This window comes from Streptomyces sp. RLB3-17 (assembly GCF_007113425.2).
GTDB classification, from domain to species: domain Bacteria; phylum Actinomycetota; class Actinomycetes; order Streptomycetales; family Streptomycetaceae; genus Streptomyces; species Streptomyces mirabilis_D.
This window is the reverse complement of sequence record NZ_CP041610.2, coordinates 8,986,340-9,004,217: the sequence shown is the minus strand read 5'-3', so window position 1 is coordinate 9,004,217 and position 17,878 is coordinate 8,986,340. Positions and strand designations below refer to the sequence as shown.

Below are 17,878 nucleotides of genomic sequence, written 5' to 3'. Positions count from 1 at the left end.
GCATGCACGGCGTTCACGTCCTAGTAGTGCACAACCGCTACGCCTCGGCGCAGCCGAGCGGGGAGAACAAGGTCGTCGACCAGGAGGTGGAGCTGCTGCGGGCGGCCGGCCACCGGGTCGAGGTGTTCGAGCGGCGCAGCGACGACATCGCCGCCCGCTCCCTCCTGGGCAAGGTCGCGGTGCCGCTCCTTGTGCCGTGGAACCCGGCGGTGCGCGCGGAGCTCGCCGCCCGGCTGCGCACCGAGCGGCCGGACGTGGTGCACGTCCACAACGTCTTCCCGCTCCTGTCGCCGGCGGTGCTGGCCGCCTGCGCCGACGCCGGCGTGCCCGCCGTCGCCACGCTGCACAACTACACACAGATCTGCCCGCCCGGCACGCTGCAGCGGGACGGCCGGCCGTGCACCGAGTGCGTCGGGTCCGCGCCGCTGCCCGCCGTCCGGCACGGCTGCTACCGCAGCTCCCGCCTTGCGACGGTGCCGCTCGCGGTCAGCATGTCGGTCAACCGTCGGCGGTGGTGGTCCGGCGTGGAGCGGTTCTTCTGCATCTCCGCGGCGCAGCGCGACGTCCTGGTGCGGGCCGGCATGCCGGCCGAGCGACTGGCGGTGAAGCACAACTTCGTGCCCGAACCGGGCGCCCACCGAGCGGGCGCCGGCGAGCATCTGCTCTATCTCGGCCGGCTCGCGGAGGCCAAGGGCGTGCGGCTTCTCATGGCCGCGTGGGACGAGATCGCCGCCGGCGGCGGTGTGGGCGTCCCGCTCGTGATCGCCGGTACGGGGCCGCTGGAACCGGAGGTGACCGCCTGGGCGGCGGGCCGGGACGACGTCCGGTACGTCGGCCTCTATGACACGGCGGAGTGCCGACAGGCCATCGCGCGGTCGGTCGCCGTGGTGGCTCCCTCGACGTGGCTGGAGGCGTTCGGCCTGGTGGTCGTGGAGGCGATGGCGGCGGGGGTCCCGGTCGTCGCCGCCGGCCACGGCGCCTTCGTCGAACTCGTCGAGGACGGGGTGACCGGGCTGCTGCACCGGCCGGGCGAGTCCGCGTCGCTCGCGTCCCGCATACGCCGGATCGCGTCCGAACAGGACCGGAACCGGGAGATGGGCCAGGCGGCCCGACGCCGTTACGAGCAGGGGTTCAGCCCGGCCGTCGGCCTTGAGCGCCTGGTGGAGGGGTACCGCACCGCGATCGCGGGTCGGTCCGGCGGCGGGGACAGCCCGTCGTCGATGGGGAACGGAAACGCTGGCTCGCGGTGGGGGACCCGCGCGAGCAGGGATGGGGGCAGTAGATGACACGATGCCGACTCTGCGGCTCGGCGACGCTCACGAGCGTCGTCGATCTGGGGGCGACCCCGCCGTGCGAGAGCTTTCTCGCCGCGGACCGACTGGACCAGCCGGAGCCGACGTACCCACTGCACCTGCGAGTGTGCACCGACTGCTGGCTCGCGCAGATCCCTCCGCTGATCACGCCGGAGGAGACGTTCAGCGAGTACGCGTACTTCTCCTCCTTCTCGACCTCCTGGGTGGAGCACGCGCGCACGTTCGTCGCCGACGCCGTACAGCGGGTGGGGCTCGGCTCCGACGCCTTCGTGGTCGAGGTCGCGAGCAACGACGGGTACCTGCTGAGGCACGTGGTGGACCGCGGGATCCGCTGCCTCGGCATCGAGCCCTCGGTGAACGTCGGCGCAGCGGCTCGGGACGCGGGTGTGCCCACGCTCACGGAGTTCCTGTCCCCGGACACCGGCTCGGCCGTCCGCGCCGAGCACGGCCCGGCGGACCTGGTCGTGGCCAACAACGTGTACGCGCACATCCCCGACGTGGTCGGGTTCACCCGAGGGCTGCGCGCCCTGGTCGCCGACGACGGCTGGGTCTCCATCGAGGTGCAGCACCTGCTGACCCTGATCGAGGAGAACCAGTACGACACGATCTACCACGAGCACTTCCAGTACTACACGGTCGCGTCTGCGACCCGGGCGCTGGCGAGCGGCGGACTCGCGCTCGTGGACGTCGAGCTGCTGCCCACGCACGGCGGCTCCATCCGGCTGTGGGCCCGGCCGGCCGAGGTGGCCGGCGAGCCGACCCGGCAGGTGGCCGACGTGCTGGACCGGGAGAAGGCCGCCGGGCTGCAGGAGCTGTCCGGGTACACCGAGTTCTCCGCCCGGGTGGCCAAGGTGCGCCGGGACCTGCTGCGGTTCCTCATCGAGGCGGCCGAACGCGGCGAGACGGTCGTCGGCTACGGCGCCCCGGGCAAGGGCAACACCCTGCTCAACCACTGCGGCATCCGGCCCGACCTGCTCCCCTACACGGTCGACCGCAACCCCTACAAGCACGGCAGGTTCACCCCGGGCACCCGCATCCCGATCCTGCCGCCCGAGCAGATAGCCGCCGACAGACCCGACTACGTCCTCGTCCTGCCGTGGAACCTGCGGGCCGAGCTGGTCGAGCAGCTGTCCTTCGTCCACGACTGGGGCGGCCGACTGGTCTTCCCCATCCCGGAACTGAGCATTGTCGAGGTCAAGGCGTGAAGGTCGTACTGTTCTGCGGCGGTTATGGGCTGCGTATGCGCAGCGGAGCTTCCGACGACGTGCCCAAGCCGATGGCGATGGTCGGCCCGCGCCCGCTGATCTGGCACGTCATGCGCTACTACGCGCACTTCGGGCACACGGAGTTCATCCTGTGCCTCGGGTACGGGGCCCACCACATCAAGGACTTCTTCCTCAACTACGAGGAGACGACGTCCAACGACTTCGTGCTGCGGGGCGGGCGGACCGAGCTGCTGTCCACCGACATCGCCAACTGGACGATCACGTTCGCGCAGACCGGCATCGAGTCACCGATCGGGGAGCGGCTGCGCCGGGTGCGCCACCACCTGGACGGTGACGAGATGTTCCTCGCCAACTACGCCGACGTGCTCACCGACGCCCCGCTGCCGGAGATGATCGACCGGTTCGCCCGGCGCGACGCCGGAGCGTCGATGATGGTGGTGCCGCCGCAGTCCTCGTTCCACTGCGTGGAACTGGGCGAGGACGGCCTGGTGGGAGGCATCACCGCGGTGAGTGACATGCCGCTGTGGGAGAACGGCGGCTACTTCGTGCTCCGCCAGGAGGTCTTCGACCACATCCCGGAGAACGGGGACCTGGTCGCCGACGGCTGCGCCCAACTGGCCAAGCGCGGACGGCTGGTGGCGCACCAGCACCGTGGCTTCTGGAAGCCGACCGACACCGTGAAGGAGCGGGCCGCGCTCGACGACGCCTACGCCCGGGGCGACCGCCCGTGGGCCGTGTGGGATCACGACGGTGCGGGGACGGGCGCGACCGGAAGCCGGGCCGGCGCCGCGGCGAGGACCTCGTGATCCGGCTCGGAGCCGGGCGGCTGGACCGGATCGTCGCGGTGGGCGCGCACTGCGACGACATCGCCATCGGCGCCGGCGGCACACTGCTGACGCTGTGCCACGCACGGCCGGGTGTCCGCATCGACGTACTGGTGCTCTCCGGCGGTGGCAGCGAGCGGGAGCAGGAGGAGCAGGCCGCGCTCACCGCCTTCTGCCCGGGCGCCGACCTGCGGCTGACCGTGCACAAGCTGCCGGACGGCCGGCTGCCCGCGCACTGGGACGAGGCCAAGGCCGCCGTCGAGGAGCTGCGCGCGGGGACGGAGCCGGATCTCGTCCTCGCCCCGCGCACCGATGACGCGCACCAGGATCACCGCGGTCTGGCGAAACTGATGACGACCGCGTTCCGCGACCACCTGGTGCTCGGCTACGAGATCGTCAAGTGGGACGGCGATCTCGGCCGTCCGGCGGCGTACCAGCCGCTGTCGCCGGAGATCGCCGAACAAAAGGTGCGGCTGCTGCAGGAGCACTACCCCTCGCAGCGGCACCGGCCCTGGTACGACCGGGAGGCCTTCCTCGGGCTGGCCCGGATCCGCGGTATCGAAAGCCACGCGCGCTACGCCGAGGCGTTCGCCGTCACCAAACTCACTCTCGACCTGGGGGAATGAACCTTGCGCGTACTGCTGACCGGGCACCAGGGCTATCTGGGCACCGTCATGGCCCCGGTCCTCACGGCCGCCGGGCACGAGGTCGTCGGTCTTGACGCCGGCCTGTTCGCCGACTGCGTCCTCGGCCCGACGCCCGCGGACCCGCCAGGGGTGCGAGTGGACCTGCGCGACGTCACGGCCGAGCACGTGGCCGGGGTGGACGCCGTGATCCACCTGGCCGCGCTGTCCAACGACCCGCTGGGATCACTGGCGCCGGAGCTCACCTACGACATCAACCACCACGCGTCCGTACGGCTGGCCCGGCTGGCCCGCGACGCCGGGGTGCGGCGCTTCCTGTACGCGTCGACGTGTTCGGTCTACGGCGCCGCCGGCGGGGACGAGCTGGTGGCCGAGGACGCCCCGCTGCGGCCGGTGACGCCGTACGCGGAGTCCAAGGTGCGGGTGGAGGACGACCTGCACGCGCTGGCCGACGACGACTTCAGCCCGGTGTTCATGCGCAACGCCACCGCCTTCGGCTTCTCGCCCCGGCTGCGCGCCGACATCGTGCTGAACAACCTGGTGGGGCACGCCCTGTTGTCCGGCGAAGTCCTTGTGCTCTCCGACGGCACCCCCTGGCGGCCGCTGGTGCACGCCGCCGACATCGCACGGGCCTTCACGGCCGCGCTGGTCGCGCCGCGGGAGTCGGTGCACGACCTGGCGTTCAACATCGGCAGCGAGATCAACAACGTCACGGTCGCCGAGATCGCCGAGCAGGTCGCCGAGGCGGTGTCCGGCGCGAAGGTGGTGATCACCGGGGAGAACGGCGCCGATCCGCGGTCGTACCGGGTGGACTTCTCCCGGTTCCGCACCGCGATACCCGGCTTCGACTGCGAGTGGACGGTGAAGCAGGGCGCGCTCGAACTCGCCGACGCCTACCGCGAACACGGGCTGACCCGGGAGGACTTCGAGCGGCGCTTCACCCGCCTTGCCGTGCTGCGCGCGGCGACCGAAGCCGGCACCGTCGACGACACCCTGCGGTGGCGCCGATGACCACGGCCGGCCAGGAGATGCACACGCTGGTGGAGCGGTTGTACCCGCTGTGCCGGAGCATCACCGGCGACGGGGTGCGCGCCACCCTGGAGATCGTCGGCGAGTACCTCCCGCTGCGGACGCACGAGGTGCCGACCGGGACTCAGGTCCTCGACTGGACGGTGCCGCAGGAGTGGAACATCCGGGACGCGTACGTCGCCGACCCCGCCGGCAACCGGGTCGTCGACTTCGCCGCGTCCAGCCTGCACGTGCTCGGCTACAGCGTGCCGGTGTCGGCGACCATGCCACTGGCCGAGCTGCGCGGACACCTGCACACCCTGCCGGACCACCCGTCCTGGGTGCCGTACCGCACCAGCTACTACCAGCCGGAATGGGGGTTCTGCCTGGCCCAGGAGACCTTGGACGCGCTGCCGGACGGCGAGTACGAGGTGCGCATCGACTCCACACTCGCCGATGGCCACCTCACCTACGCCGAGCACGTGGTCCCCGGGCAGGTCACCGACGAGGTGATCGTCTCCTGCCACGTCTGCCACCCGTCGCTGGCCAACGACAACCTGGCAGGCATCGCGGTGGCCACCTTCCTGGCCCGAGCGCTGGCGGAGCAGAAGCCGTACTACACCTACCGGTTCCTGTTCGCCCCCGGCACCATCGGGGCGATCACCTGGCTGGCCCGCAACGCGGAGCGGATCGAACGGGTCAAGCACGGGCTGGTGCTGGCCTGCGCCGGCGACTCGGGCCGGCTGACGTACAAGCAGAGCAGACGCGGTGACGCGGAGATCGACCGGGTGATGCGTCATGTGCTGGCCGCCTCCGAACGCCCGCACCACGTCGCCGAGTTCACTCCGTACGGCTACGACGAGCGGCAGTTCTGCTCGCCCGGGTTCGATCTCGGCGTGGGCTCGCTCAGCCGGACCCCGTACGCCGGCTACCCCGAGTACCACACCTCGGCGGACAACCTGGACTTCGTCTCCCCGGAGGCGATGGCGGACACGCTCGCCGTCTGCCGCGAGGCGTTCGCCGTCCTCGACCGCAACCGGCGGTACGTCAACCTCAGCCCCTACGGCGAACCACAGCTGGGCCGACGTGGGTTGTACGACTCGCTCGGCGGCCGCAGCGACGCGAAGCAGGCCCAGATGGCCATGCTCTGGGTGCTCAGCCTCTCCGACGGCGAGCACAGTCTGCTGGACGTCGCCGAGCGGTCCGGGCTGCCGTTCGACACCGTCGCCGCCGCGGCCGACGCCCTGTGCGGCGCCGAACTGATCAAGGCATGACGCCGATGACCACCGAGGGGGAGAAGACGACGGCACCGGCGGCCCCGGCCGGACCCGGACCCGTACCCGGACCCGCCAGGCAAACCGCCAAGCGGGCCATGGTCGGCCGGCTGTCCTGGGGACTGGCCGACCAGGCGGCCTCCAGCGTGAGCAACTTCGCGGTGGGCATCTACGTGGCCCGCTCGCTGGGGGTGACCGCGTTCGGTGTGTTCAGCCTCGCCTGGGTGACGTACGGCGTGGTGCTCAACGTCTCCCGCGGGCTGGCCACCGATCCGCTCGTGGTGCGCTTCAGCGGCGTGCCGGGCGCCTCCTGGCGCGGGGCGGTGAGCCGGTCGACAGGTACCGCACTCGTTGTCGGTGCCGCCCTCGGCGCGGTGTGTCTGATGGCCGGGCTCGGCCTCGGCGGCCGCGTGGGGCCCGCGTTCGCCGCCCTTGGTGTCATGATGCCGGGGCTGCTGCTCCAGGACGCCTGGCGGTTCTCGTTCTTCGCCGCCGGCGCCGGGCGGAAGGCGTTCGTCAACGACGTCGTGTGGGGTGTCGCACTCGTCCCGGCCATGGTGGTGGCGGCCCGTGCGGGCAGCGTGGCCGCCTTCGTGCTCGCCTGGGGCGCGTCCGCCACGGTGGCGGCGGGGTACGGCTACCTCCAGTCGGGCATCCGGCCCCGGATGACCGAGGCACGCGGGTGGCTTCGCGAGCAGCGCGATCTCGGTTACCGGTACCTGGTCGAGAACGTCAGCCTCAGTGGCGCGAGCCAGCTGCGGGCGTACGGGCTCGGCGCGATCGTCGGGGTCGGCGCGGTGGGTGCGGTGCGGGGCGCCGAGCTCCTGCTCGGCCCGTTCCTGGCGGTGCTCATGGGGCTTTCGCTGGTCACCGTCCCGGAGGCGGCACGGGTGCTGCGGCAGGCCCCGCATCAACTGGGCAGGTTCTGCCTCCTCCTTGGCGGGGGGCAGGCCGCCGGCGCGCTGCTCTGGGGCGCGGCGCTGCTGCTGATGCCCGGCCGGTTCGGCGAGCTGGTGCTCGGCGGCGTCTGGCACTCCGCCTCGGAGCTCATCGTGCCGATCACCCTCGGCGTCGCGGGCGCGGGCCTCGGCACCGGCGCGGCGGCCGGGCTGCGCGCACTCGGCGCGGCCCGGCGCAGCCTGCGCTGCCAGCTGTTCGCCTCCGCCTGCTATGTCAGCGGCGGGCTCGGCGGGGCGGCCGCGGCCGGCACGGTCGGCTCGGCCTGGGGCGTCGCCGCCGCGACCATCAGCGGCTCGGCCGTGTGGTGGCTGCAACTGCGGTCCGCCCTGCGCGAGCGCCACCGCGATCCCATTCCCGAAGTGAGGACCTCATGACGGACCGACCCAGGCTGAGCATCGGCCTGCCCGTGTACAACGGCGAGGAGTACCTGGCCGAGTCGCTCGACGCCCTGCTCGGCCAGACCTACGAGGACTTCGAGCTGGTCATCTCCGACAACGCCTCGACCGACGGGACCCAGGAGATCTGCCGCAAGTACGCCGCGCGGGACTCGCGCATCCGGTATCTCCGGCTGCCCCGGAACATCGGCGCCACTCCGAACCACAACCATGTGTTCACCGAGTCCCGCGGCGAGTTGTTCAAGTGGGCCTCGCACGACGACCTGTACGGCCGGGACCTGCTGCGGCGCTGCGTTCAGGCGCTGGACGAGCGGCCCGACATGATCCTCGCGCACACCGGCCAGGCGGTCATCGACGGCGACGGCCAGGTGAAGGTCCCCTACGAGTACACGCTCGCCACCGACTCCCCGCACGCGCCGGAGCGCTTCCGCAGTCTGTTGTTCGAGCCGGGTGGCGACGACTTCTACGGGGTGATGCGGGCCGACATGCTGCGCCGGGTGAAGCCGCTCGACAGCTACCACCACGCGGACCGCACGTTCGTCGCCGAGATCACCCTGCACGGGCCCTTCCACCAGGTGCCGGAGCTGCTGTACTTCCGCCGCGACCATCCCACGCGCGCCGAGCGGGCGAACCCTTCCAAGCGCTCCCGGTGCGTCAACCTGGACCCGCGCCGGGCGGGCCCGCTGCACCCGACGCCCCGGCTGCTCGCCGAGTACATGTGGGGCTTCGTCGCGGCGATCCGGCGGGCGCCGTTGTCCCCGGCCGACCGGCGCGCGTGCTACCGCCATCTGGTCGCGTGGATGGCCAGCCGGGTCCGGCCGGGCGCCGGTGAGCGCGTCGAGGACCGCGCCCCGGTCGACCCGGCCCTGCTCACCGTCTCCGTCGACGCCCTTGTCGCCGGCCGTGAGGGGAGGCAGGCATGACGCCCGCGAACCGGACTCCGGTGCGCGTCGGGGTGTTCGGCCTGCTCGGTTCCGGCAACCTCGGCAACGACGGGTCGCTCGAGGCCGTGCTCGGGTACCTCCGCGCCGAACACCCGGAGGCGGTCGTGGACGCGCTGTGCGGCGGACCCGAGGCCGTGACGACCCGGTTCGGGATCCCCGCGACGCGGCTGCACTGGTACAGCGGGGAGTACCGGACCGCGTCGCGTGCGGGCGCGATCGCGGCGAAGGGTCTGGGCAAACTCGTCGACGTCTTCCGCACGGCTGCCTGGGTGCGCCGGCACGACGTGGTGATCGTGCCGGGCATGGGCGTCCTGGAGGCCACGCTGCCGCTGCGGCCGTGGGGTTTCCCGTACTCGCTGTTCCTGCTCTGCGCGAGTGGCCGGCTGCTGCGCACCCGGGTGGCGCTGGTCAGCGTCGGCGCCGCGACGATCGGCAACCGGCCGACCCGGGCCCTGGTGCGCTGGTCGGGGCGGCTGGCCGCGTACCGCTCGTACCGGGACGCGCAGTCCCGCGACGCCATGCGGGCGATGGGCGTGGACACCGCGCGCGACGAGGTCTACCCGGACCTCGCGTTCGCCCTGCCGACGCCGCGGGCGAGCGGACCCGACAAGCTCTCAGTCCCGTCGTCCCCGCCGGGCCCGGTCTGCGTCGGCGTCATGGACTTCCACGGCGGCAACGACGATCGCGCCCGGGCCGAGGAGATATACCGGCGTTATCTCGACGGGACGATCCGGTTCGTCCGCACGCTGGCCGAGGAGGGCAGGCCGGTCCGGCTGCTCACCGGCGACCAGTGCGATGCGACGGTGGTCGCCGCGATCCTCGACGCGGTGGACTCGCCGCTGGTCACCGCTGCCGAACCGTCCTCACTGGCCGACCTGATGAAGGAGATGGCGGCTGCCGACACCGTGGTGGCGATCCGGTACCACAACCTGATCTGCGCGCTGAAGACCGGTACGCCGGTGCTCGCTCTCTGCTACGCGGCGAAGAGCGACTCGCTCATGGCGGAGATGGGCCTCGGCGCGTACCGCCACCCGGCGCGCGAGGTCGACGCCGACCGGCTGCTCGAGCAGTTCCGTGCGCTGGAGAAGCGTTCGGCCGAGCTGCGACAGACCCTCACCGAGCGGAACCTGGCCGCCGCCCGGCGACTCGAGCACCAGTTCAACTCCTTGACCACGACCCTGTTCCCGGCGACCGACCACGCCCCCACCTCGCGGAAGGCTCCATGAAAGCGACCGAAGTCCCGGAGATCACCGGCGCGTACCTCTTCGAGCCGACGCCGTACGCCGACGAACGCGGCTTCTTCTGCCGCACCTTCGACGCCGACGTGGTCCGCTCGGTGGGCCTCGACCCGGACGCCTTCGTCCAGGACAGCCTGTCCCGCTCGGTCCGGGGCGTGCTGCGCGGCCTGCACCTGCGCTCCGGCGCAGGCGAGGCCAAGCTGGTGCGGTGCTCGTACGGGAGGATCTTCGACGTCGTCGTGGACCTGCGGCCGGACTCGCCGACGTACCGGAACCGGGCCTTCTTCGAGCTGTCCGGCGAGACACAGGTGACCTTGTACATCCCGGCGGGGTGCGCGCACGGCTTCCAGGCGCTGACCGAGACCGCCGACACCTCGTACCGGATCGACCGCCCGCACGATCCGGCCGAGGACGTGACGATCGCCTTCGACGACCCCGAGCTCGCCATCCCCTGGCCGCTGCCGGTCGCATCGATGTCCCAGCGGGACCGGGAGGCGCCGAGCCTCGCCGAGGCCCTCAAGCACCAAGAAGGTTGAGGTCCGCGTGCACACCGAAGACACCGAAGAGTTCCTCCTGCCCCGCTCGCGGCTGGCCAACGAGCGACTGCACGCCCTGATCCCCGGGGGCGCGCACACCTACGCCAAGGGCGACGACCAGTACCCCGAGAACCTGGCCCCGGTCATCAGCCACGGCCGCGGTGCCCACGTGTGGGACATCGACGGCAACCGCTACATCGAGTACGGCTCCGGCCTGCGGTCGGTCAGCCTCGGCCACGCCCACCCACGCGTGGTCGAGGCGGTGCGGCGGGAACTCGACCGCGGCAGCAACTTCGTCCGGCCGTCCATCCTGGAGGTCGAAGCCGCGCAACGCTTCCTGGCCACGGTGCCGACCGCCGAGATGGTGAAGTTCGCGAAGAACGGCTCCGACGCCACCACCGCCGCGGTGCGCCTCGCCCGCGCCGCCACCGGGCGCCCGCGGGTGGCCCTCTGCGCCGACCATCCGTTCTTCTCCGTCGACGACTGGTTCATCGGCACCACGCCGATGTCCGCCGGCATTCCGGCGGCGACCAACGAGCTCACCGTGGCGTTCCCCTACGGGGACCTGGCCGCCACGGAGGAGATGCTCACCCGGTACCAGGACGAGGTCGCCTGCCTGATCCTGGAACCCGCCACCCACACCGAGCCGCCGCCCGGGTACCTCGCCGGGCTGCGCGAGCTGGCCGACCGGCACGGTTGCGTACTGATCTTCGACGAGATGATCACCGGCTTCCGCTGGTCCGAGGCGGGCGCCCAGGGCCTCTACGGCGTCGTCCCCGACCTCTCCACGTTCGGCAAGGCGCTGGGCAACGGATTCGCCGTCTCCGCGCTGGCCGGGCGCCGCGATCTGATGGAGCGGGGCGGGCTGCGTCACTCCGACGACCGGGTGTTCCTGCTGTCCACCACGCACGGTGCGGAAACACACTCCCTGGCAGCCGCGATGGCCGTGCAGACCACCTACGTCGAAGAGGGCGTCACCGCAAGGCTGCACGCCCTCGGCGAGCGGTTGGCCGCCGGTGTCCGCGAGGCCGCGGCCGGCATGGGCGTCGGCGACCACGTCGTCGTCCGGGGCCGGGCCAGCAACCTGGTCTTCGCCACCCTCGACGAGAACCTGCAGCCGTCGCAGGAGTACCGCACCCTGTTCCTGCGCCGACTCCTCGCGGGCGGGGTGCTGGCCCCGTCGTTCGTGGTGAGCAGCGCGCTCGACGACGCCGACATCGATCACACCGTCGACGTGGTGGCCCAGGCATGTGCGGTGTACCGGAAGGCACTGGACGCCGGGGACCCCACCCCCTGGCTGGCCGGACGACCCGTGAAGCCCGTATTCCGCCGCTTGGCGTGACGTGACGTGACGTCAGCGACGCTCCCGCTGACCGGCGTCGGCCATCCGGTCGACCGGCCGGTCAGCCATCCGGTCGACCAGCCACGCGGTCGCCGGTATCACCGCCAGCGCGGTGCACCAGCCGCCTAGGACGTCGGTCGGGTAGTGCGCGCCCAGGGCGACCTGCGCCCAGCCCATGGCGGCGCCGGCGACCAGCGCCGCGGCGAGCACCAGTAGCGTGCCGGCCGTCCTGCCGAGGCCGAGTCGGCCGGTCGCCGGCAGCGCCACCACGAGAGCGAGCGCGGTGAGGAAGGCGGTGTGCCCGCTCGGGTAGGACAGGTTCCCGTCGTGGATGGTGCGTCCCACCAGGGACTTGAGCAGCGTCGCCGTCCCCACGGTCATGCCGACGCCGGCAACGAGGAGCACCGCCGCGCGAGGACGCCGCAGCAGCAGACAGCCCGTCACGAGGGCGACGACCAGCGTCGCCGCTCCCACGGGCTCCCCCAAGAAGTCCAGGGCCAGGGCGACGTGCCGCCATGGCGGCCCCACACCGTCCAGCGCCGCCGAGATCCGCGCGTCCACCCTGCCGGGCTTGCTGTCGTCGGCATACAGGACCCCGAGCACGACGACCACCAGCGCGGCGAGGGCCGCGACCGGCCCGAGCCACCCGCGCAGCGACGGGGGCAGCACAGCGGGCGCCGACCGGCCGGTCACACGCCCACCGCGTCCGGTCGACCTGCGGTGCTCCGCCGTGATCGGTGGATGGTGTTCCGGACCCCGGTGACCGTAGGTCCGGGCACGCCGCGGCCCATGTGTCCCGTCAGTACCTCGGCTCCCGCGGGCCGGCTCTTGACCTGCCCCGAGGGCCCGCCGATCCGGCGTTTCGCACCACGGGTCAACTGTCCGCCCACCTGGTGGTCCGGGCCCGCGCCGCGGCCTCCTGCTTGGTGGCGGTCGAGCCGAACACCCCGCTCATGACCGAGACGGGGAAAAGCCCGCACATCGTCGCAGACCAACCTGCCCCCTGTCGTCCACTTGCCACCCTAACCAACGATGGGGGCGCGGCAGACCGCCGTCGGAAAGTCCGTGTGTCAGCACTCCGCGAATTTTGCTTCTGGATCGCCTTTCCTGCGGGGCCTCGAGCACGTCGGGTAGACGGGCCGCGACCGCCGTCAGCGGACCTGCGCGGTGAACGCCTCGTACGCCGGCTCGTCGAAGAGGACGAACGTGACCTCCTCGACGGCCGTCCGCGTGGCCCGTACGGTCTCCACCGCGATCCGGGCGGCGTCGTCCATCGGCCACCCGTAGATACCGGCGGAGACGGCCGGGAAGGCGACCGTGCGGGCGCCGAGTTCGTCGGCCACCTTCAGCGACTCCCGGTAGCAGGAGGCGAGGAGTGCCGAGCGATCCTCCTCACGGCTGAAGACCGGGCCGACCGTGTGGATCACCCACCGCGCGTCAAGCTCGCCCGCGGTGGTGGCGACCGCCTGGCCCGTGGGCAGGCCCTTGCCGTACTGCGAGGCGCGGAGCCTGCGGCAGTCGGCGAGGATGGCGGGGCCGCCACGTCGGTGGATGGCCCCGTCCACGCCTCCCCCGCCGAGCAGCGACGAGTTCGCCGCGTTGACGATCGCGTCGGCGCTCTGACGGGTGATGTCTCCCTGGACCAGGGTGATGGCGGTCATGACGGCCTCGGCCTCCTCGTATGCGGACTTCGATCCTCGCCGCATTGCGCTCCGGCCGCCACGCGATAACCGACTGTCAGACGACCACTCCGTCGATCTCGAAGGTCTGCACGGACGCGGCGGAGAAGGCCGCCGTCAGCGTCTTGCCGCTCAGATAGGTGTCCGAGTGGGCGGTGTAGAGGTCGCCGCTGCCGGAGGTGACGGTGTTCCAGCGTCGTACGAGTCCGCCGCTGCCCCCGGTGACCTGGCTGAACTTGGACAGGTCGAAGGTGAGGTTCTGCGCGGCGCCGGAGTTGACGGCGACGATGACCAGGCGCTTCGCGCTCGCGTCGTACGCCGCTGCCGCGTATCCGACACCGGTGTCGATGATGGTCATGCCGGGGCGGATGTGCCGGCTGAACTGGGCCATCACGTAGTACTTGGTCTGGACGGTCGTCGGCTGGAGGGTGCTCTGGTCGTAGGCGATCATCGCCCAGCCGGTGCTGGGGTCCATCACCTGCCAGTACACCCACGCGGTCGGGTGCAGCCAGCGGAAGTCCAGGCAGAGGTTGCTCGCCAGGGTGAGGCCGGTGGCGTCGGAGTCCCCGGTCTCGGAGTTCCACAGTCGCTTGCCCGCCGTGGTGACGACGTCGGTGTAGAGGAGGTCACGGCGACCGCCGGAGCCCTGGTACCCGTGCACGTTGACCCGGTTGACCTGGGCTTTCGTGGTCGAGCTGAAGGAGTTCCAGGTCGTGCGGGCCAGGTCGTAGTTCGTCTCGTCGGACGCGGAGACCAGGGTGCCGGTCAGACCGCGCTTGTCGAGTTCGCTGCGCAGATACGGGAGGACGGCCGCCTGGACGGTGGCGTCCATGTGGCAGCCCTCCTGGGTGCCCGTCGCCGTCCACCAGCTGGAGGAGGGCTCGTTGAACGCGTCGACGGAGCTGAAGTTCACACCCCAGTTGTTCTTCGCGTAGAGCGCCACCGCGGCCAGATGGGAGGCGTGCTGACGGTAGTTCCAGGACTGGAGGTTGTTGCCGCCGTCGGACGCGCCGGACGGGTTGTGGTTGAGGCACATCCACCACATCGGCGAGTTGGCGAACAGCTCGCTGACGGCGCCGCGTTGGGTCGCCTTGACCAGGGCCGCCCGCTGGTTGGCGTCGGCCGTCCAGTCCCAGGCGGAGGAGGTGGGATCCTCGTTGTTCCAGTCCTGCCAGTACCCCTCGATCTGCTTGAACGCGGGGATGTTGGCGGAGGCGACCATGCTCGCGCCGCTCACGGTGTTCCCGCTGCACGCGCCCAGGTTGTAGCGGGCGATGTTGAGGCCGAGGCCCGGCAGCGTCTTGCCGCCGTACGCCACGGACTTGGTGGTGAAGAAGATGTCGGCGAAGTCGTCCCGGGCGCCGAACGCATTGGCCCACCAGGCGAGGGAGGTGCCCCAGCCCTCCCAACTGCCGTACTTCGTACCCGGGTTGACCCCGATGGTCGCGTCGGCCCGAGCGGTGCCCGTGGCCAGCGCACTACCGAGCAGCGCACCACCCGCCGCGGCCAGCACCGATCTGCGCTTGATCATGTGGAAGTCTCCTGTCACGGTCATGCCACGGCCCCATCGCATGATCGGGCCGGGGCGGGACGTTGTCGAGACGCGTGACAGCGCTTTCTTCCTGTGAAACGAGGCACGGATGTGACGGCTAGCGCCGCCTCTGGTCAGGACTGGTGGTCGCCCCTGGTCAGGACCGGCGGCATCCTCCGGTCAGGAGTGACGCAGGCGCCGCCACACGGCCTTCGCCGCGTTGTGCCCCGACATGCCGTGCACACCGGGGCCCGGCGGGGTGGCCGAGGAACAGATGAAGACGGCCGGGTGCGGTGTGCTGTACGGGAACAGGGAGAGCTTGGGACGCAGCAGGAGCTGGAGTCCGGCGGCGGCGCCGCAGCCGATGTCGCCGCCCACGTAGTTGGCGTTGCGCGCGGCGAGTTCGGGCGGGCCCGCGGTGGCGCGGGCCAGTACGCGGTCGCGGAAGCCGGGTGCGAACCGCTCCAACTGCCGCTCGATCGCGTCCGTGAGGTCACCCGTCCAGCCGTTCGGAACGTGTCCGTACGCCCAGAAGACCTGCTTGCCCTCCGGGGCCCGGGAGGGATCGACGACGCTGGGCTGCACCGTGATCAGGAAGGGGACGTCCGGCGCCCGGCCCTCGCGCGAGGCGGCGCGCAGGGCGGTGGCGATCTCGGCGCGGCTCGCGCCCACCTGCACCGTCCCGGCGATGCGTGCCTCCTCGGCCGTCCAGGGGACGGGGCCGTCCAGGGCGTAGTCGATCTTGAAGACGGACGCCCCGTAGCGATAGTCCTCGTAGTACCGCCCGAAGCCCGCGATGCGGGACAGCGCGGCGGGTGAGGTGTCGAAGACGTAGGCACGGGCGGGCGGCAGGTCGTCGAGACGCTTGACCTCGTAGTCGGTGTGGACGGTGCCGCCGAGGTCCTTGAGGTACGCGGTGAGCGCGTCGGAGATGGACTGGGAGCCGCCGCGCGCGACGGGCCAGCCGCGGGCGTGCGCGGCCAGCGCGAAGACCAGGCCGACGGCGCCGGTGGCGATGCCGTCGAGCGGGGCCATGACGTGTGCGACGAGACCGGCGAACAGCGCCTGGGCCCGCTCGTCACGGAAGCGCCGCATGAGCCAGGTCGAGGGCGGCAGTCCGGCCAGGCCGAATCGGGCGAGCGTCACCGGGTCGCGGGGCAGGGCGGTCAGTGGCAGGGACATGAAGTCGTGGGCCAACGTGTCCCACGTGGGGAGGAAGGGGGCGACCAGTCTGCGGTACGCACCGGCGTCGCGCGGGCCGAACGAGGCCGCCGTCTCGGCCACGGAGCGGGCGAGCACCGCCGCGGTGCCGTCGGGGAACGGGTGCGCCATCGGGAGCTTCGCGTGCAGCCACTCCAGGCCGTACCGCTCCAGGGGCATCGCTCGGAAGGCGGGTGAGTTGATGCCGAGGGGGTGGGCCGCGGAACAGGGGTCGTGCCGGAAGCCGGGGAGTGTCAGCTCTTCGGTGCGGGCGCCGCCGCCCACGGTGTCCCGTGCCTCGAACACGGCCACGGAGAAGCCGCGGCGGGCCAGCTCCACGGCAGCCGTCAGTCCGTTCGGCCCCGCACCCACCACGACCGCATCGAGCATCGATGGCACCTTCGGACTCCTTTGTCAGCCGACGGCCACTGGACATCAGGATATGCCGGGGGACTGACAGCCTTGATGGCGCGGGGGGTTGGGAGACGGGGAGTCGTCCGGCAGACGGGGGGTCTGGGGCCGCCGGGTCAGGGGCCGCCTGGATCGAGCGCCCGCCGGACCTCGGGTCGCCGGGGTCCACGACCCGCCGGGGGCCGAAAAGTCATCCGCAAGATCTACGACATCGCCGACGGCCCGCACCGCGTCATCGGCCCGATCGACGCCCACGGTGTCAACCCGGTCGGCGAGTCGTAAGGACCAGAAACGCAGATCAGGGACACGGCCGCGATCGTCACCGGAGGCACCTCGGGCGTCGGAGCCGTTCCCACTCGCCGTCCGGGGCACGTGTGCGGTGCCGGACGGGCGCAGCGCAACCCCTCGGCCTTCGCCACCGCTCTCAGCCCCAGGGGCCGCGGCCGGCTGTCGCCGCCGCCATGCCCTCGGCGCGTCGGTGGGGTCAGAGGCCGGCGGTCAGCAAGCCCCGTACCCGTCGGGCCGTGGTCTCGTCGCGGGCCGCCGTGAAGGGGAGGGTGTTGCCTCCCGTGATGCGGAAGGGTTCGCCCGTGAGGGTCAGGTGGACGCCGCCCGCCTCCTCGACGAGGAGCAGGCCCGCCGCGTGGTCCCAGGCCGCCTCCCAGGAGAAAGCCGTCCCGTCCAGCTCACCGCGGGCGACGGCCAGATACTCCAGCCCCGCCGAACCGCAGGGACGCGGCCGCACGCCCTCGGTGCGCAGGCCGAGGAGAGCGCGCTTCTGCTCGTCGGTGGTGTAGTCGGGATGGGAGGTGGCTATCTCGAGGTCACGGCCGGGCGTGGGCGCACCCGGGCGCAGCAGCTCGCCGTCGAGGCGGGCACCCCGGCCGCGCACGGCGACGGCGAGCTGGTCGCGGGCCGGGGCATAGGTCCAGGACGCCTGGACGACCCCGCCCACGGCGAGCGCGACGAGCGTGCAGAAACCGGTGTCGCCGTGGACGAACTGGCGGGTGCCGTCGACCGGGTCGACGATCCAGACCGGGGCCTGCCCCTGGATCGCCTGGTACGTCGCCGGATTGGCGTGGACCGCCTCCTCGCCGACCACGACCGAGCCGGGCAGCAGCTTGGCGAGCGCCTCGGTGAGGTACTCCTCGGCCTTGCGGTCGGCGTCCGTGACCAGGTCGTGCGGGCCGCTCTTCTCGTCGATCTCGTCCGCGGTCAGCTGCCTGAAGCGCGGCATGATCTCGGCGGCAGCCGCCTGCCGGATCGCTTCTTCGACGTCGGACGTGCGGTGCGCGAGAAACTCGTCGATGGTTTCGATGTCTTCGATCATGGCTCCATGACAACACGCGCCAC

16 protein-coding genes are annotated in these 17,878 nt (G+C 71.8%); 11 read left to right on the top strand and 5 right to left on the bottom strand.

Features of this window, described 5'->3' with window-relative positions; genetic code table 11:
• Positions 1–2: 2 nt before the first annotated feature.
• From FNV62_RS40455 to FNV62_RS40405, 11 genes are read left to right on the top strand one after another with little or no spacing between them, the layout of a single operon-like run.
• The gene (locus FNV62_RS40455) at positions 3–1,286 is read left to right on the top strand and encodes a glycosyltransferase (protein WP_144315943.1); all 1,284 of its coding nucleotides are present in this window, start codon (positions 3–5) and stop codon (positions 1,284–1,286) included.
• Positions 1,283–2,518, top strand: a complete 1,236-nt coding sequence (locus FNV62_RS40450; protein ID WP_144315942.1) for a class I SAM-dependent methyltransferase — start codon at positions 1,283–1,285, stop codon at positions 2,516–2,518. The genes FNV62_RS40455 and FNV62_RS40450 overlap by 4 nt, the downstream gene beginning before the upstream one ends.
• Positions 2,515–3,345 carry a glucose-1-phosphate cytidylyltransferase gene (locus FNV62_RS40445; protein WP_143603401.1) on the top strand — a complete coding sequence of 277 codons (831 nt, stop codon included), beginning with the start codon at positions 2,515–2,517 and terminating at the stop codon, positions 3,343–3,345. The genes FNV62_RS40450 and FNV62_RS40445 overlap by 4 nt, the downstream gene beginning before the upstream one ends.
• Complete coding sequence (locus FNV62_RS40440; protein WP_054230351.1) at positions 3,342–3,989, top strand: PIG-L deacetylase family protein; 648 nt, start codon at positions 3,342–3,344, stop codon at positions 3,987–3,989. The genes FNV62_RS40445 and FNV62_RS40440 overlap by 4 nt, the downstream gene beginning before the upstream one ends.
• Positions 3,990–3,992: 3 nt before the next feature.
• Entirely contained in the window at positions 3,993–5,018 is a 1,026-nt protein-coding gene (locus FNV62_RS40435) for an NAD-dependent epimerase/dehydratase family protein (RefSeq protein WP_097286829.1), read from the top strand.
• Positions 5,015–6,289 (top strand): DUF4910 domain-containing protein, encoded by a 1,275-nt coding sequence (locus FNV62_RS40430; RefSeq protein ID WP_186003151.1) that lies wholly within the window; start codon positions 5,015–5,017, stop codon positions 6,287–6,289. Before FNV62_RS40435 ends, FNV62_RS40430 begins: the two co-directional genes overlap by 4 nt.
• A 5-nt stretch (positions 6,290–6,294) precedes the next feature.
• Positions 6,295–7,623, top strand: a complete 1,329-nt coding sequence (locus FNV62_RS40425; protein ID WP_144315941.1) for a hypothetical protein — start codon at positions 6,295–6,297, stop codon at positions 7,621–7,623.
• On the top strand, positions 7,620–8,567 hold the full coding sequence (locus FNV62_RS40420; RefSeq protein WP_143628811.1) for a glycosyltransferase family 2 protein: 948 nt from the start codon (positions 7,620–7,622) through the stop codon (positions 8,565–8,567). Before FNV62_RS40425 ends, FNV62_RS40420 begins: the two co-directional genes overlap by 4 nt.
• Positions 8,564–9,814, top strand: coding sequence for a polysaccharide pyruvyl transferase family protein (locus FNV62_RS40415; RefSeq protein WP_144315940.1), 1,251 nt, complete (start codon positions 8,564–8,566; stop codon positions 9,812–9,814). The genes FNV62_RS40420 and FNV62_RS40415 overlap by 4 nt, the downstream gene beginning before the upstream one ends.
• Positions 9,811–10,362 (top strand): dTDP-4-dehydrorhamnose 3,5-epimerase, encoded by a 552-nt coding sequence (gene rfbC / locus FNV62_RS40410; protein WP_143628807.1) that lies wholly within the window; start codon positions 9,811–9,813, stop codon positions 10,360–10,362. The genes FNV62_RS40415 and rfbC overlap by 4 nt, the downstream gene beginning before the upstream one ends.
• 7 nt (positions 10,363–10,369) lie before the next feature.
• Positions 10,370–11,704, top strand: coding sequence for a glutamate-1-semialdehyde 2,1-aminomutase (locus FNV62_RS40405; RefSeq protein WP_143628806.1), 1,335 nt, complete (start codon positions 10,370–10,372; stop codon positions 11,702–11,704).
• A 12-nt stretch (positions 11,705–11,716) separates the two neighbouring features.
• Here the strand turns inward: FNV62_RS40405 and FNV62_RS40400 are convergent, their stop codons facing one another.
• From FNV62_RS40400 to FNV62_RS40380, 5 genes are all read right to left on the bottom strand, one after another.
• On the bottom strand, positions 11,717–12,397 hold the full coding sequence (locus tag FNV62_RS40400) for a phosphatase PAP2 family protein (RefSeq protein ID WP_143628804.1): 681 nt from the start codon (positions 12,395–12,397) through the stop codon (positions 11,717–11,719).
• Positions 12,398–12,855: 458 nt separating this feature from the next.
• Positions 12,856–13,365 carry an O-acetyl-ADP-ribose deacetylase gene (locus FNV62_RS40395; RefSeq protein WP_097289296.1) on the bottom strand — a complete coding sequence of 170 codons (510 nt, stop codon included), beginning with the start codon at positions 13,363–13,365 and terminating at the stop codon, positions 12,856–12,858.
• 76 nt (positions 13,366–13,441) lie between these two features.
• A complete protein-coding gene (locus tag FNV62_RS40390) occupies positions 13,442–14,914 on the bottom strand; it encodes a beta-1,6-galactanase (RefSeq protein ID WP_143628801.1) in 1,473 nt (490 codons plus the stop codon).
• Between the two features lie 180 nt (positions 14,915–15,094).
• A complete protein-coding gene (locus FNV62_RS40385; RefSeq protein WP_144315939.1) occupies positions 15,095–16,504 on the bottom strand; it encodes a phytoene desaturase family protein in 1,410 nt (469 codons plus the stop codon).
• A 505-nt stretch (positions 16,505–17,009) separates the two neighbouring features.
• Positions 17,010–17,855: an inositol monophosphatase family protein gene (locus FNV62_RS40380; RefSeq protein WP_143628799.1), complete on the bottom strand. Its 846-nt coding sequence runs from the start codon at positions 17,853–17,855 to the stop codon at positions 17,010–17,012.
• Between the last annotated feature and the right edge of the window lie 23 nt (positions 17,856–17,878).